This window comes from Chryseobacterium sp. FP211-J200 (assembly GCF_001643375.1).
GTDB classification, from domain to species: domain Bacteria; phylum Bacteroidota; class Bacteroidia; order Flavobacteriales; family Weeksellaceae; genus Epilithonimonas; species Epilithonimonas ginsengisoli.
The window spans coordinates 15,701-32,142 of sequence record NZ_LSHB01000013.1; the positions used below are offsets into that span (position 1 = coordinate 15,701).

The following is a 16,442-nucleotide window of genomic DNA, read 5'->3' on the forward strand; positions in this document are numbered from 1 at the left end:
TGTTAGATTAGACTAACAAAAATAGTTATACTGTACTTAACTCGCAAGTTAACAATAAAAAAACTGCCAATTGCTTGGCAGTTTCTATTTAATTTGATATTGATTTTACTTTGTAAATCTCACAGCCGTTTTTCTGTCAGACTCTCTTTCTTTGTCAGTGGCTTCAGCAGGAACTTTTGCAAATTTGGATCCATATCCTTCTGCTTCTAAAACCTGTGCTGAGTTAAGTTCAGTTTTCACAGCAGCAGCTCTGTCTCCTGATAATTTCAAGTTTGTAGCAGCATCGCCTTTTTTATCTGTGTAAGCTCCAATTTTGATTTTAGCATCTGGAAATTCTACCAAGATCGCTTTCAAATTATTCAACTGAACTTGAGATTCAGGTGTCAATTTCGTAGCTCCGAATTCGAAATTCAAATTATCGAAGTTGAACCATTTGTCTTTAAGCTGTGCTTCTGTAGAGTTTTTATATTCGTCAGATTTCAAGAAGGTCACGATTTGATCTTCAATTCCGCCCTTGTAAGCTTGTAAGGTTTTACCGCTTGGCAGAGTCACAACCAAAGTTTCTCTAGTTATCACTATAGAATCACCTTTTGGCGTGGTAGAATCTGAAACAACAGTCGTAGAATCAACAGTTGATACCGGAACTGGTTCTACTTTTTTATCACATTGCTTCCAGAAGAACCAACCCAAAAGTAATAGTAAAAGCAATGGTAACAACCATTTCCAAATACTGCCACCTCCCGAGTTATCCGGAACAATCTCGTGTGTTGATCCACTTCTAGTAACATCTACTTTTGGAGCGTCTGTCACTACAGGTCTCGGCGTTTCAGTTATAATAGGCTCTTCTGTAATTGGTGTTACTGGATTTACATCTGAAATGGGCGTCTGCAAAGGTTCTGGAACAACATTGATTGGTTCAGCGTCTACTGATCCAAACCAATTACCCAAACCTAAAGAAGCAAAGCTAAATCCTGCAGGAAGTATGGATGATAATAATCCTTTCTGATCACTCAGTAAATTTCCAAATGAGGAAACATCTAGGTTATTATCGTTGGCATATTTTCCCAAAGTCCCGGCAGTTGCGCCAGTCACAAGGTTTAATAATGAATTTGTTGATTCAGTTTTGATGCCCGCGTATGATGAAACAGCATTTGTGATAGCAGCAAGTTTATCTCCATCTCCGAAGATCAGACTTAAAATCTTTGAGATGACAGAATCACTTCCGCTAAGATTTCCTAATAAATTGGATAATACGCCAGATGAAGCCGCTTCTTTTACCGTACTGAAAAGTTCAGATTGTGTATTGCTGTTTGCAAAACCTCCAACCACAGCAGGTAGTAAAGCTGAAATCGCTTTTGAAATTCCAGATTCACTTTCTCCAAGTTGAGTTGCAGTTTGAGAGACCGTAGCTGGTCCTAGTTGACCTTTGATCAGGTCGATTAAGTTAATTGACATAATAGTTTATTTTTTAAAGTTTGATGTTTTGTAATGTTACCAAATATTAATCCACAAATTTTCATTGTTAAAAATTTTAATAAAACTTTAACTAATTATGATTTAACTTTTGAATTTCGAATTTATTTTAAAACAAAAAATCCGAAGAAATTCTCCGGATTTTAATTTATAGAAATATAGTATTAATAAGCTTTTGCGAATACAACTCTCTGCTTGGATGGTTTCCCTGATATCAATGAAATCCCATCTTCCTGCTCATTGTTCAAAGGAATACATCTGATGGTCGCTTTGGTTTCCTGCTTGATCTGCTCTTCCTCCTCTGCAGTTCCGTCCCAATGCGCCAAGATGAATCCACCTTTTTCCACAAGGACTTTTTTGAATTCTTCGTAAGAATCAACTTTCGTAATATTTTCTTCTTTGAATTTCAGTGCTTTGTTGTAAATATCACTTTGAATTGTTTTCAACAACTCTTCAATGTAAACATCAAGACCTTCGATGGAAACAGTCTCTTTCGTCAAGTTGTCTCTTCTTGCCAATTCTACTGTTCTGTTTTCAAGATCTCTTTGTCCAAGCGCAATTCTCAATGGAACACCTTTCAATTCATATTCAGCGAATTTCCAACCTGGTTTGTTCTGCGTGTCATTATCAAATTTAACCGAAATTCCTTTCGCTTTCAATTTGCTTTGAATTTCCAAAGCCACTTCACTGATCTCGGCCAATTGCTCTTCACCTTTAAAGATTGGAACGATCACAACCTGAATCGGAGCCAAAGTCGGAGGCAAGACCAAACCAAGATCATCGGAATGCGTCATAATTAACGCGCCCATCAATCTTGTAGAAGTTCCCCAAGATGAAGCCCAAGGATATTCTTGTTTTCCTTCTTTATTGGTAAATTTCACATCAAAAGCTTTAGGGAAACTTTGACCTAAGAAGTGGGAAGTTCCTGCTTGTAGCGCTTTTCCATCTTGCATCAAAGCTTCGATACAATAAGTTTCGTCCGCTCCTGCAAATCTTTCAGATGGTGTTTTGATCCCCCTGAAAACTGGAATTGCCATAAAGTCTTCAGCAAATTTTGCATAAACCTCAAGCATTTTTTCGGTCTCCTCTACAGCTTCATCTTTTGTTGCGTGAGCTGTGTGTCCTTCTTGCCAAAGGAATTCGGCAGTTCTAAGGAAAAGTCTCGTTCTCATTTCCCAACGTACAACATTCGCCCATTGGTTGATCAATATCGGCAGATCTCTGTAAGATTGGATCCAATTTTTATAAGTACTCCAGATGATTGCTTCGGAGGTTGGACGTACAACCAATTCCTCTTCCAGTTTTGCATCTGGATCTACAATCAACTTCGATGGATTATTCGGGTCAGTTTTCAATCTGTAATGTGTTACCACAGCACATTCTTTGGCAAAACCTTCTGCATTCTTCTCTTCCGCTTCGAATAAGCTTTTGGGAACGAACAGGGGGAAATAGGCGTTTTGGTGTCCGGTTTCTTTGAACTTTTTGTCCATTTCGTCACGCATCTTTTCCCAGATCGCGTAACCATAAGGTTTGATCACCATACATCCCCTAACACTTGAATTCTCTGCTAGGTCTGCTTTAACAACCAATTCGTTATACCATTTGCTATAATCTTCTGCTCTTGATGTTAATTTTGCCATATTTTTTAAACTAATTTTTAACTTTTTTAACTTTTCGTAATCTAAATAAAAAGCCTAATTTTACGCTACTTTGTAAATAATTACTGGTATAAAATTTGGTTTCTTTTAAGAATACAAATATAGCAAACTTAATACTTCTCATAAAATGAAAATTATCAACAATAATCGCTTTTTAAATCTGATCAAATCAAAAGCTTTGATCTTGATTGCCAGCAGTTCTCTTTTGACCTCTTGTGTGATCTACACAGGTGGTTATTCTGAAACTGATGGTGTTTACTACGACCCAAATAAAGATTCTTTACCCGCGGGAACTTATTCTTACGGAAATAATCAGGTTGATGACTATTATAATTATCAAGATACTTATCCAAGCATCTATGACAATAACCAACAGAACATCCAGGATCAGCAGAATAGATATGCCTTGACCAATGATTCCGATTGGGGATCTTACACTGGAACAGAAACCAATTATACAAGCTTCAACAATTGGGGCTATGGCGGCTGGGGAATGGGCTTTGGCTACGGAGGTTTTGGTGGTGGATGGGGATATCCAGGTTACGGCATGTATGGCTGGAACAGTCCTTTCAACTCTTGGGGTTGGGGAATGGGCTTCGGTTGGGGTAACTCCTTCTACTCGCCTTGGGGCTGGGGTGGTGGATTTTATGATCCATTCTGGGGCTACGGTTATGGTGGCTGGGGAGGCTACTACGGTGGCGGATATTCTCATCCAATCTACTACAACAGATCAGGTGCTAATGGTGGCGGAAGACTTGGCGGGATGATCTCTCAAAATAGATCTACAAGTAGAAATGACAGCCGTTTCCAAGGTATTAATAATAGCAGGATGAGAACAACAGGAAATATCAGAAATGATGTTGGAACAAGAAATAGTGCCATCAGAAATTCTAATAACGGAATGAGAAATCCCAATGGTATTAGAACAAATAACGGAAACATAAGAAACTATCCAAACAACGGAAACGTAAGAAACTCTTATCCAAATAACGGAGGAATTAGGACTCAAACCTATCCTAACAGTGGTAATATCAGAACTACCCCTAATAATGGTGGATTCAGAAACGAAAGTTACTCGACCCCATCTAGATCTGGTGGCAACTCAGGCGGTTTCAATTCTGGAGGCGGAATGAGATCTGGTGGTTCTGGCGGCGGAATGAGATCCGGCGGTGGCGGTGGAAGAAGATAACTTTAAATTTAAAATACATTTCATATAAAAATGCTAAAAAAGACTTTATTACTGCTAAGCATTCCAGTTTCTTTCGTTTATTTGAAAGCTCAGGATATTTCGGTGATCACAAATACAGTAGATGTTTATTCAGCAAATCCAATCAATGGAACAGCGAAGTACAATGCAATGGCAGGATCGATTGGCGCGTTGGGAGGTGATGTATCATCTGCCAATGTAAACCCAGCTGGTATCGGCGTTTTCATCACAAACGATTTGAATTTGACACTTGGTGTTAACAGTAACAAGAATACGACTAGCCTAGCAGGAAATTCGCTTCATTATAAAACTAATAATACTGACATTAGCAATACTGGAGGTGTTTTAACCATCAATCTTGGCGATACCAATTCCAAATGGAAGTTTGTGAACATTGGAGTCAATTACGCGACACAATCATTAGATAATTATTCTGAATCTGCTGCCAATGGCAATATCAAAATTGTTGATAATCTGACCACTCCAGGAACACCAATCAATTATACATTCCAAGGCCATGCCTACGATAGATACGGTGATCAGTCGAAAATGAATTTTGCAGTTGGGGCCAATTACGATAACAGATTATATTTCGGAGCAGGTCTTAATTTTCACAACTCTTTCCTAAGTCAAAATGACTCTGCAGGTTTCTATTCAGACTATGATGACACCTCACTTGTTTATCATAAACAATACACAGGATATGAGGAACATTCAGATGGATTTTCAGCCAATATAGGTGTCATTGCGAAATTGAGTAATCAATTCCGAGTGGGTGCAGCATTAGAATCTCCTACCTGGTGGAGTATTGACCGTGTTTATAATCAATATTATTACAACTACGATCAACCCGACGTATTTACCGAAGATAGAAGTTTGGTGACACCAATGAAAGCCACACTAAGTGCCGCATTTGTTCCAAGCAAGAACTTCGCTCTGAATGTCGATTTTATCCAAGGGATCACAAAACCAAAGTATAAAGAATATGGAAATGCAGAAAGAGAACTGAACGACTTCTTCAATGATAGCTACAAAAATTCTTCTGAAGTGCGAGTTGGTGCAGAATATAGAATATCTGGATTTAGATTAAGAGGTGGATACGCTTACCAAGGCAACAGTTTTGATAATCTATCTTTGTTAGGTTACAACAATGATGGCTCAACTTCCAATCAATCTTTTTCTGATCTTTTGGTTGGAAAACGAAACATCATTGGCGCAGGTTTGGGCTATGATTTCAGAGCTTTCTATATCGACGCATCTTACCAAAGTATCACTTCTGAATATAGTAGTCCTTTCCTTCAAGGAAATATAGATTACAATTCGGGATATTTCAATGGTGGATTTGATGTCAACAGCGATGCATACGCCGTTTCTAAAGTTAAGAATACAAGAAATAATTTCTTTGTAACCGTTGGTTGGAAATTCTAAAGTTTCAATTTTATATAAGCAAAAGTCCTGTAAATATTTTACAGGACTTTTTTTAATCTTTATTCATCTCTTCTGCCTCTTCCATCAACTTAAGATAAGTGATATATCTTGTCTCCTCCAATTCACCTGTTTCCAAGCCTTGAAGAACAGCACATTTTGGTTCATTGATGTGCATACAGTTGTGATATTTGCAACTTCTTCCCGCTTTGAAAATTTCAGGAAAGTAATGCTGAATTTCTTCTTTCTGAACATCGATCATTGCAAATTCCCGAACACCTGGCGTATCGATTACCGACCCTCCAAAATCCCAGAAATGCATCTGCGCAAAAGTCGTGGTGTGTTTTCCTTTGAGTTGAGATTCTGAGATCTCGCCAGTTCTGATATGAAGATCAGGTTGCATCGCATTCACCAAAGTTGATTTTCCACAACCAGAATGTCCGAAAAATACAGAGGTTTTATCTTTAATTTTATCAATTAAGAAATTGAGATTCAGTTTTGTGTAGGATGAGATATTCAAAGTGTCGTAACCGATGTTTTGATACATGGCTTCGATGTTTTCTACGATTTGTTTTTCCTCGTCATTCAAAGTATCCATTTTATTGAATAATATCAAAGTTGGAATATTGTAAGCTTCGCAGCACGCTAAAAAACGATCCAAAAATCCTAAAGACGTTTCAGGGAATTTCAAAGTGTAAATGAAACAAGCTACATCCACGTTGGACGCAATAATGTGCGCTTCTTTGGAAAGGTTCACCGATTTTCTGATGAGATAATTTTTTCTCGGGAAAATCTTTGTGATCCAGGCCACATCATCTTGCTCCAAAGAAAATTCGACTTCATCTCCTACTGCAAGCGGATTTGTAAGTCTTGTTTTTATGAGTTTGAATTTGCCTCGGATCCTGGCTTCGTAAACTGTTTTAGTTTTTTCTTCCAAAACCTGATACCAGCTTCCTGTAGATTTGATGATGATTCCTTTCAAAAAGTAGATTTTAATATTTCACAAAGTTAAAGCTTTTATCGTGTTGACAAATAAAAACCCTTTCAGAGTTTAAATCTAAAAGGGTTGTTTGTATTTGGTTGAAAAAAAGTGTTCTACGTTGAATCTGCAGCCCGACTTGAACGGAAATCCTTTTTTGCTTGTCTTAATGTTCAATTTGAACTGAAAACATCTTGCAAAAAAGATTGACTTCGTCGAACCACTTCGTTAGGTTTGGGAGTGGAAGGCGGAAAAGCTGCCCAAATTATTCTAAGTCTTGAAAACCTCAGACTGACAATTATTTGTTGATCATAATTCCGTTCTGAACTTCGATACTTTCTTCGTGGATCGCTTTGAAAACTTTCTCGATGAATTCCTGAGACATTCCTGTTTCGCTCGCCTTTTGGTTGGCGTATTCTGTGATCACTTTCCAACGTTCTGGCTGGAAGATGGCAATGTTGTTTTCTTTTTTCAAAGTTCCGATCTTTTCGGAGATCTTCATTCTTTGAGAAAGCAATTCGATCAATTGGAAATCCATATCGCTGATGAGTGTTCTGTGTTTTCCCATCTCGTCTTCATAACCTGAGATATCGGAATTACGGATCTGAAGATTGTTGATCATCTCTGCCAAAACTTCTGGCGTGATCTGCTGAGAAGCATCGCTCCAAGCGTTGTCCGGATCTTCGTGGCTTTCTATGATCGCCCCTTGGTAACCTACATTGAAAGCTTCCTGCGCAACACTAGCCAAACCTGTTCTGTTCCCACAAATGTGAGATGGATCGATGAACAGTGGGATATTCGGGAACTGATTTTTGAAATCCAAAGCGATCTGCCAGTTCGGGATATTTCTGTATTTTGTTTTTTGGTAAGTGGAGAAACCTCTGTGGATCGCACCCACATTCTCAATGCCTTGACCTAATAATCTTTCCAATGCGCCGATCCAAAGTGCTAGATCTGGATTTACTGGATTTTTTACCAAAATTGGTTTGTTGGTTCCTCTCAATGCCTGAGCAATTTCCTGAACTGTAAAAGGATTCACTGTAGAACGTGCGCCGATCCAAAGGATGTCAACGTCTGCTTCCAAAGCTGCGAAAACGTGATGCGCATTTGCAACCTCAGTCGCTGTTTTGAAACCGTATTCTTCTTTTACTTTTTTCAGCCAGTTGAGACCGATCACGCCTACACCTTCGAAACCGTTTGGTTTTGTTCTTGGTTTCCAGATTCCTGCGCGGAAAGCGGAGATCTGTGCACCACTTTCTTTAAGCCTTTTTGCTGTTCCAAGCATTTGAGATTCGCTTTCTGCGCTACAAGGTCCTGCGATGATCATTGGATTTGCGAAGTCGTTGATCCAATCGTTCTTCAATTCGTTTAAGTTCATATTTTTAATTTTATATATTTTAAATTAATACAATAGTATATCTGTTATAAATTTTACTTTATAATTCTTTTCCAAAAAAAACGTTTAAAAACTTTAAATGAGATACGGATAGTTGAATGTTTCCGTAGATTTTTGAGAAAGAAATTTTTTAGCTAAACCAATAAAATCGGTAATAGGTTCTAAAATTTCTATAATAAGTTCCAAAAAAGCTAAATGACCCACCAAAATACTCGGCAGATGCAATATTTGAAAGATATGGAAATTGGATTGATTCCATTTATTAATACCTTACTGGAAGGCTTTTTAGCTTAATTGGTTTAATTGATTTCAATCACTTTCATCGAAATCTTGAACAAATATATAAATTAATGGGAAATGAGAACTATGATTTAGCAATTAATTTTTCGTTAACTGATAAATGTCTGAATTAATTCATTAAAAAAAGAAAAGCAGAATATTCTTTTGCTTTTCTAAAATTTGGTTTCAACATTTGTACTTTATCTATAAACATTATGCGTTTTTGTATTGAATAATTTGATGTTTAATTTGAAATTTTATACATGTAGATATTGACTTTTGCACTACTCAATAATGTGAGATCCGCTGGCAATAAACCAGGTGAATTGACCGCAAAAGTGACCGTATCACCAGTATTGAGTTGTATCAACGAGGTTAGTTTTGTGGAGGTCAAAGGGACATTTGCCAAATTGATCAACCCTGCAACAACTACCCTAACACCCTCAAACGGTTTTTCTTCCCAGATTGTCGTTCCATTTTTTATTAGCCCTAACTGCTTTCCTCCTAATAGTTCTATGTTTACGCCCTCGGTAAACTGATATTCATAATTAACAGCATAAATTCCGGCCTGGCTAGCCGTATAGACTCCGTCTGTGAAAAGTGCGGGATTTCCTAATTTTGTATTTGCAGAACCTGTAAGATTAACTTTAGCCCATCCACCTCCTAGACCAAGGGAAATAAGAGAATTTGAACCTGTTTTTGACCCGTAATTACTTTTCAGCTTCCGAGACTATTAAAATCAAATACGCTGACAGCACTATCCTATCCGCCCTGATAACAAAGAATAATGACCTTATAAGCGACGCCTATCTGGGAAAAGGCATTATCTATTATTTCAATTATAAAAAGTACAAACCTGCGCTGGATGAGTATATGAAAGCTTACGAATACTCAAAAAACTCTAGCAATGAGTATCTTACAAATGAGATATTGTACCACCTCGGTGTTTTGAAAAGCTATTTGGGATATTACGATTCTGCCATCATCCACTTTCAAAAAGCCAACGAATACTTCCGAAAAAAAATGCTGCAAAGTGCCCATCCAAATGTTACCTTCAATAATAAAAAAGGTTATCTCAACAGCTTGCACAGGATCATCATCTGCCATAGAAATCTTCAAGATCACAAGTCCGCAGATTCACTGATCAAATTAGGCTTGTTACAAACCAAGAATAATGCAGACTATCAACAGGAATATGGGTATTTTTTAAAGGAAAAAGGCATTCAAGACCTTAGAAAAAATGATTATAATAATGCGCTGATCAATTTGCAAAACGCCTTGAAACCTATTACGCACATTAATGATTTTGCATGGGCAACAGTTGACCACTTCTACATTGGTAAAGCTTACTTGGCAATGAATGATGAGCAAAGAGCTATTCAGCATTTTCAAACGGTGGACTCGTTCTTTCAAAAACACAATTTCATGCTTCCAGAACTGAGGGAAAATTATGAATTGTTGATCAATTATTACAAAAAGCAACAAGACGAACAGAAGGAACTTTTTTACACGAAACAACTTCTAAAAGCAGATAGGATCATTTCCAATGATTTTTCTTATCTCTCGTCTAAAATCCATAAAGAATACGACACCATTGCACTTCAGGATGAAAAAAAACGACTGGAAGCTAAAACATCTTGGGGAGAATGGATCATATTCGGACTTTCGCTGCTTGCCATTGTCTTGGGCTTAATTATCATCCGAAAGTATAAGATTGAGAAAAGCATCAAAATAAACTACAGAATGCTGGAGGATAAGATACTCAACAACGCCTATCTGCAAGCTCAACCTTCTGAACACATTTTGAAGGAAGACGACAAATGCATTTTGAATTCTGAACTCATCTTTACCATTTTAGGAAAACTGAAATGCTTTGAGGAAAAGCACGGTTTCATAGAACATGGTTTGACCATCAACAAACTGGCCCAAAAGCTTCACACCAATTCCACTTATTTATCTCAGATCATCAATGAACATAAAGGCATGAACTTCAACCGATATCTAAGTGAACTTAGAATCAACTACATAACAAATAAACTTTACAATGACAACGTATATCTCAGCTATAAGATAGAGACCTTGGCAGAAAAATGCGGCATCGCGTCGAGAACCAATTTCTCTAATTTGTTTCAGGAGATCAATGGCATAAGGCCAACTGATTTTATAAAGAAAAGGCAAAAAGATGTAGCGAGTGGTCGTGAAAATTTTCAAGCTCTGAAAACTATCTCACCTTAAACCCCACAATATCAAATAAGTACTATTTTATTTTCTCAATTTTTCTGAGCATTTCCTGAGCATTGGAATTATCTGGATTTAGTTCCAAAGATTTTTGATAATTTTCTTTCGAGAGTGCATATTCCTTATTGTTAAAATAACCTTCTGCCAAACTGTCATAAGGATTTGCTGAATTTGGAAATTCGGAAACATAAAGTTGAAATAGTTTGATAGAAGACGCTACGGCTCCACTTCTCATCAGTTTGTAACCAAGAATATTGAGTTCAGATTCGTTAGAAAAGTTGTAAGCATCTGGTTTATTTTTCTTTAGTTCTTTGTAATAAGCTATTCCGGAATCGATATTTTCAAAGCATTTTTTCTCGATTTCTCTTCCAATTAATTTTTGTCCAAAAGGCTTCAAATCATCCATCAGGTTTTGGACAGCACTATACAAATTCCCGTAAGTATTTTCTCCACCCTGATTTGTAATGACAGAAATTCCCATATTGTAATCCGGGAAAACCCAAAACAAATTCTGCGTTCCGAAAGCGCCACCGTGTTTTCTGGCATTTCGCCCGTTGTGATTGACGGTCACTTCATCCCAAAAATAAGCGTTCCAATAGGTTTTATTATTCAATAAATCTCTTTGTGATTCCTGAACAAGCGGATTATTTTTATCAAGTTCAAATTTCAAAAATGTGGTCAAATCAATTAATGACGATTTCAAATAACCTTGAGAACCCCAAAGCGAGTATGGCAAAAATGGCATCAAAACGCCGTTCCCATCATAACCATTGGCAATGGTTTCATTTGGATTGATATGAAGTTTTGTGTTATTTAATTTTAAAGGAATTAATATATTTTCCTTCAATAATGTCTCATAGCTTTTCCCGTACACATTCTCCAGAATATGAGCCGCCAGCTGAACTGTTCCATTGTTATAATTGTAAACTGTTCCTGGCAAAGTCTCCACTTTTATTGATTTTAAATCCTTGAAAAACTGTTCTTTCGTATAAGCTTTTTCTAATTTTTCAACTTTAAAAGCGAGACTATCATTTCTATTTTTAAAAAGCTTACTTCTGTCAGGTAAATCTTTATTGAAACCGGATTTCAGTGAAACCAAATCTTTGATTGTTACTGGTGTTCCATTAAATTGAAGATTAGGATAAGAGCCTGTAATATATTTTCTGATATCGTCATCCAGTTTAATTTTTCCATCCAAAACAGCTTTTGCCATCAATGTTCCGGTAAATAATTTGGTGATGGAAGCGACTTCAAACAATGTAGAATTATTGGCTTTATTGCCTTTTCCTTTATCAATTTCACCGTAATGTCTGGTGTAGGTTTTCCCGTCTTTTACGATTCCGATAGAAAAGGAATTCGCTTTTGACTCTTTCAAAAACAATTCTGCCTGAGCATCCATTGCTGTATAAATTTGCTTTTCAGTTGCTGTTTTCTGAGCAAAAACGGAAAATCCGAATGTTAATATGATAATGGAAAGTAGTTTTTTCATTTGGAAATAATTGATTTCTAATTAATAAGACAACTCAGAAAAATGTTTGTTACATTCGAGAAGGTTTTATTTCCCAATTTCCTTTTTGATTTTCAAAAGCATTTGCTTCCCGTTTTCATTTTTAGGATTCAGCTCAACCGATTTTTTATACATTTCAACTGCCTTGTTTTTATTTCCTGTTTTTAATAATACTTCGCCATAACTGTCATAAGCGTTCCAACTATTGGGAAACAAATGGACATTAAGTTTGAAAATTTCTGAAGCTTCAGTTTGCTGATTATTTGCCATCATTCTGTAAGCCCAATTATTCAATTCTACTTCTTGTGGATCAAATGCGGGATTTTTCTTTTTTGTCTTTTCTGTAAAATCAATCGCTTTATCAAATCCAATTTCTCGCAGATTTTTCCTCAAAAAAGTTAAAGGATCAGCTTCTAAAATATCGGCATTGTAACACCCTGCAATCTCTTCCAGAAAATCTTCAGGAGCACTTCCGCCTAAGTTGGTCAGAACAATGATTGCCAATTTATCATCTGGATAAATCAACAAAGCAGATCTATTTCCACCAGACATTCCTATTGCTTTGTGGTTTTTTCTAAATTTTGCAATTCCCCAACCCCGTGTCCAGTTGGTCGGATTTCCATTGTTGAATTTGCTTGGCGACCACATCAAATCTAATGTTGCAGATTTTTGAAATAATTTACCATTTTGCAAAGCAATTATCCAGTTTGCCATATCTTCAGCTGTGCTATTGATTCCTGCTCCGGTTCTTGTAAAATCAGGAAATTCGGTATAATTATTTACCAATTTATCATCAGTTTTTTTACCATCAAAGAAATTTCTGTAACGATATGTGGGCGCAAAATTCGGTATCAAATCTCTTGAATCACCAAATAATGTGTGTTTCATCCCAACAACTTCAAACTGTTTCTTTTCGAAATTATCCGGAAATGATTGATTACTAACTTTTTCGATAATCTTTCCTAATAAATAATAATTGGTTTGATTGTAACTGAATTGTTCGCCTGTTTTAAATTCTAAAGGAAGTGTTTTCAGTTTTTCCCAAATGGCTTGTTCGGTTTTTAACGGACCTATGTTACCTGTGAGAGGATCAAGAAGCTGTAGGATTTCTGGCAAACCAGAAATATGCGTCAACAATTGGTCAACCGTTATATTTTGCCATTCCGAAGGTAAATCATTCAGATATTTTTTGATAGGCGTATGGAGTTCTATTTTGCCTTGTTCTACCAATTGCATTACAGAAACACCAGTGAAAATTTTTGTGTTTGAATTAATGGGGAAAATGGTGGTGTTTTTGACAGGAATATTGTCTTGAATATTTGCGTAACCGTACGATTTGCTTAATACGATTTTTCCATTTTGAACAACAGCCAATTGTAATCCGGGAATTCGTCTTTCTTTCATTTCACGATTGATAATTTCATCAACTTTTGAATTTACATTTTGTGCGAAAATGCTGAGCGATAAAAAAAGAAGGAGGATTAGGTTTAGTTTTTTCATTTGGGATAATTGATTTTCTACTTAATAAGACAACTCAGAAAAATGTTTGTTACATTGGAGAAGGTTTTATTTTCCTATTTCTTTCCCGATTTTTTCTATCATTTTTTCTGCATTACCGTTGGTTCCACCAAAACTGATTGCTTTGTTATAGCTATCTAATGCTAAATCATATTGTTTATTTATAAAATAGGCTTCTCCTAAACTATCGAATAGATTGGCATCTTTAGGAAACTCTTTTGTAGCCAATTTAAATATTTCTATTGATTCATTATTTTTACCACCTCTTAATAATTCATATCCTAATTTATTCAGTTCACCTGGTTTTTCAAAGCTATATTCATTTTTAGAATTTTCTTTGAGTAAATAGTAAGTTTCTACAGCTTTGTTTATATCTGTGAAAGATTCTTTTCTTATCGCTTGATAAACAGATTTTTTAGGAATTTCATAATCTTTTCCTAACATTAAATTGTGAATAATATGCCCTAAATCCCAAACTCTATTTAGATTATTGGACACTAGAATTATCGTAATATTATTTTTAAAATCGTTTAAAAAAATGGATTCAAATTTATATGATACGCCATTGTGTCTCTGTAGTTCTTCCTTTTCAAAGTATCTGCCAAGTGAACCACCTTCATCTTTGGCGTATGGATTATTTAACAGAGTCTGAAAAGATTCTTTGGATATTAATCGATTATAATTCAGCGCTTCAATCCATTTATAGAGATTATTGATGTCTACCCAAAGCCATCCACTAATGAAATTCATTTCCGGACATCGTACATTGTCCATATCATAACAAGACGTTCGATTTTTATAGCCCAATTTGGGGTCAAAAACTGAATTTGTCATTTTCAAAGGTTTAACAATATTTTTAATGACAAATTGCTGAAAAGACATTCCAGTTACCTTCTCAATGATTCTTCTTTGCAAAAATACATTGCCGTTATCGTATTTGTAACTTGTTCCAGGTTCAAACAATAAATTATCAATGCTTCTCAAAATCTTCCACGCATCTGCATCACTTACCGGATTTAGCCCTGACTCTATTGGAGGAATACCACTTGCATAATTAATCAGATGACGTATGGTCACTTTCTCCGCCCATTTTGGTAATTCCAAATTAAATTTGGAAATCGGGTCATCCAGATTAAGAAGACCACGTTCAACTAAAATCATTATGGCGACAGCATTAAATTCTTTTGCAATAGAACCAATGTTAAATATTGATTTATCAGTTAGAGCTGTTTGTCTCGTTTCATCAGTAAAACCAAATGATTTTTGATAGATTATTTTATTATTTTTAGAAATAAGGATATTTCCATTGAATAAACCTCTTTCGTAAGATTTTGTCATTAAGGAATCAATTTGATTGATTTCTGATTTTTGTTCAGTCGAATTTTGATGTAGCTTCTTTGTTTCTTTTGGATTATCTAATTCTTGGGCAGAAAGAACATTTGTAAATAAAACAGTTAGTAATAATAAGAAAAATCGGTTTTTCATTTTGATTAATTTTTTGGAGACAGGATTTGATTGATTTTTGAAAAGCTTTCTGCAAAGATGCTTTAAAACGTTTCAGAACACGACCGATTAAAAAAAGTCGAACTCATTTTTCAATAAATTCGATGCTTAAAATGAACTTTTCCGAAATTCCGTAGGCGTCTTTCCCGTATGTTTTTTAAAAGAAGTGCTGAATGAAGATTTGGAATTGAAACCAACCTGATAAAGAATTTCCAGAATTGTCAGGTCTTTTTGTGAAGAATCTTTCAATATTTCTTTCGCTTTTTCGATTCGATATTCATTAATAAAATCAAAAAAATGTTTGTTCATATACAGATTAATCAAAGCGGATAAATCTTTGACCGGCATTTTCACCTGCTCTGCCAAATCCTGAATCGTCAACGATGAATCCAAATAGGGTTCATTTTTAATCATAAAATCTTTCAAAGATTCTATTTGTTTATTTTTTTCGTCATTAATTAAAGTGGAAGATTTTTGTTTCGGAACAACATCTACAATAGGTTTAAGATTGGAATTCACTCCTCTGAAAAATTCAGGATTGTTTAATGCAACAAATAAATACCAACAAGTACAAAATAAAAACGAAAAACCATCAAGGGTTACAATCCAGGCTCTGACCTCTCCCATACCAATGATAAAAGTAACCAGCCATCTTAGAAGTACCAAAAAATGTAAGAGATAATATAGAATCGTTATTTTGTAAAGTGCATTAATTACAGAAATATTCGGATTCGTATAATTCTCGAGATAAACAGTTCTGGATTTTCTAATAACCAGAAATGAAGCGATAAAATAAACTTGAAATAGCAATTCGAAAAGAAATTGAAAAAAATGAGTGATAGGCATTTGATTCATATTCTTTATAAAATCCAATTTCATCGCAGTATTCTCGAAATATACCCCAGAAACTAAATTCAAATTGTAAGCAACAAATGGAATGGCGTGCAGAAAATGTTTCGGTTTTAATTGGAAATTAGAATAGCAAACCGACATTGCATAGAGATAAAACGAGGCCGGAACCAGATACACAAAACTCCAACGGAAAACTTCAAGGTTGATGAGATTTTCAGGAACATGATGTATCAAAAATTTACTAGCATCTACGGCATTTGCGATAAGAAAAAAAGCGAAAAGTCGGTTTCCTAATTTGTGTTTCGTTTTCACGGTCAGCAAAAACAAGGCAAGAAATAGAATGACGAAAATTCCGATGCAAGCAGTGATTTCTAAAAAGCTGAACTTATCCAATGGTACCAAATAAG

General features: G+C 35.7%; 11 protein-coding genes. 3 read left to right on the forward strand and 8 right to left on the reverse strand.

Annotated elements, in window-relative coordinates; translation table 11 throughout:
* Nucleotides 1-105 precede the first annotated feature (105 nt).
* Both AXA65_RS05385 and proS read right to left on the reverse strand, forming a co-directional pair.
* Nucleotides 106-1,455, reverse strand: a complete 1,350-nt coding sequence (locus tag AXA65_RS05385) for an OmpA family protein (protein ID WP_063969101.1) — start codon at nt 1,453-1,455, stop codon at nt 106-108.
* 182 nt (nt 1,456-1,637) lie between these two features.
* The gene (gene proS / locus AXA65_RS05390) at nt 1,638-3,113 is read right to left on the reverse strand and encodes a proline--tRNA ligase (protein WP_063969102.1); all 1,476 of its coding nucleotides are present in this window, start codon (nt 3,111-3,113) and stop codon (nt 1,638-1,640) included.
* A 145-nt stretch (nt 3,114-3,258) separates the two neighbouring features.
* On the opposite strand from proS, the gene AXA65_RS05395 reads away from it, so the two are divergent.
* Both AXA65_RS05395 and AXA65_RS05400 read left to right on the forward strand, forming a co-directional pair.
* Nucleotides 3,259-4,320: a hypothetical protein gene (locus AXA65_RS05395; protein WP_063969103.1), complete on the forward strand. Its 1,062-nt coding sequence runs from the start codon at nt 3,259-3,261 to the stop codon at nt 4,318-4,320.
* A 30-nt stretch (nt 4,321-4,350) separates the two neighbouring features.
* A complete protein-coding gene (locus AXA65_RS05400) occupies nt 4,351-5,766 on the forward strand; it encodes an OmpP1/FadL family transporter (protein ID WP_063969104.1) in 1,416 nt (471 codons plus the stop codon).
* Between the two features lie 52 nt (nt 5,767-5,818).
* On the opposite strand, the gene rsgA is transcribed toward AXA65_RS05400, so the two are convergent.
* Nucleotides 5,819-6,745: a ribosome small subunit-dependent GTPase A gene (gene rsgA / locus AXA65_RS05405; protein ID WP_063969105.1), complete on the reverse strand. Its 927-nt coding sequence runs from the start codon at nt 6,743-6,745 to the stop codon at nt 5,819-5,821.
* Nucleotides 6,746-7,040: 295 nt separating this feature from the next.
* Nucleotides 7,041-8,120: a chorismate mutase gene (locus AXA65_RS05410; protein WP_063969106.1), complete on the reverse strand. Its 1,080-nt coding sequence runs from the start codon at nt 8,118-8,120 to the stop codon at nt 7,041-7,043.
* A 996-nt stretch (nt 8,121-9,116) separates the two neighbouring features.
* Between AXA65_RS05410 and AXA65_RS05415 the strand changes: the two genes are divergently transcribed.
* Nucleotides 9,117-10,652 carry a helix-turn-helix domain-containing protein gene (locus AXA65_RS05415; RefSeq protein WP_063969107.1) on the forward strand — a complete coding sequence of 512 codons (1,536 nt, stop codon included), beginning with the start codon at nt 9,117-9,119 and terminating at the stop codon, nt 10,650-10,652.
* A 22-nt stretch (nt 10,653-10,674) separates the two neighbouring features.
* Here AXA65_RS05415 and AXA65_RS05420 read toward each other — a convergent pair whose 3' ends face one another.
* From AXA65_RS05420 to AXA65_RS05435, 4 genes are all read right to left on the reverse strand, one after another.
* Complete coding sequence (locus tag AXA65_RS05420) at nt 10,675-12,144, reverse strand: serine hydrolase domain-containing protein (RefSeq protein WP_063969108.1); 1,470 nt, start codon at nt 12,142-12,144, stop codon at nt 10,675-10,677.
* Between the two features lie 66 nt (nt 12,145-12,210).
* Nucleotides 12,211-13,662, reverse strand: a complete 1,452-nt coding sequence (locus AXA65_RS05425) for a serine hydrolase domain-containing protein (RefSeq protein ID WP_063969109.1) — start codon at nt 13,660-13,662, stop codon at nt 12,211-12,213.
* Nucleotides 13,663-13,728: 66 nt separating this feature from the next.
* Entirely contained in the window at nt 13,729-15,165 is a 1,437-nt protein-coding gene (locus AXA65_RS05430; RefSeq protein ID WP_063969110.1) for a serine hydrolase, read from the reverse strand.
* Between the two features lie 126 nt (nt 15,166-15,291).
* Nucleotides 15,292-16,428, reverse strand: coding sequence for a helix-turn-helix domain-containing protein (locus AXA65_RS05435; protein ID WP_063969156.1), 1,137 nt, complete (start codon nt 16,426-16,428; stop codon nt 15,292-15,294).
* Nucleotides 16,429-16,442: the final 14 nt, after the last annotated feature.

Excerpts from the sequence above, each read along its gene's own strand:
- AXA65_RS05400 (WP_063969104.1), top strand. The coding sequence starts at position 4,351 with ATGCTAAAAAAGACTTTATTACTGCTAAGCATTCCAGTTTCTTTCGTT.
- AXA65_RS05425 (WP_063969109.1), bottom strand. The coding sequence starts at position 13,662 with ATGAAAAAACTAAACCTAATCCTCCTTCTTTTTTTATCGCTCAGCATT.
- AXA65_RS05385 (WP_063969101.1), bottom strand. The coding sequence starts at position 1,455 with ATGTCAATTAACTTAATCGACCTGATCAAAGGTCAACTAGGACCAGCT.
- AXA65_RS05410 (WP_063969106.1), bottom strand. The coding sequence starts at position 8,120 with ATGAACTTAAACGAATTGAAGAACGATTGGATCAACGACTTCGCAAAT.
- proS (WP_063969102.1), bottom strand. The coding sequence starts at position 3,113 with ATGGCAAAATTAACATCAAGAGCAGAAGATTATAGCAAATGGTATAAC.
- AXA65_RS05420 (WP_063969108.1), bottom strand. The coding sequence starts at position 12,144 with ATGAAAAAACTACTTTCCATTATCATATTAACATTCGGATTTTCCGTT.
- AXA65_RS05430 (WP_063969110.1), bottom strand. The coding sequence starts at position 15,165 with ATGAAAAACCGATTTTTCTTATTATTACTAACTGTTTTATTTACAAAT.
- AXA65_RS05395 (WP_063969103.1), top strand. The coding sequence starts at position 3,259 with ATGAAAATTATCAACAATAATCGCTTTTTAAATCTGATCAAATCAAAA.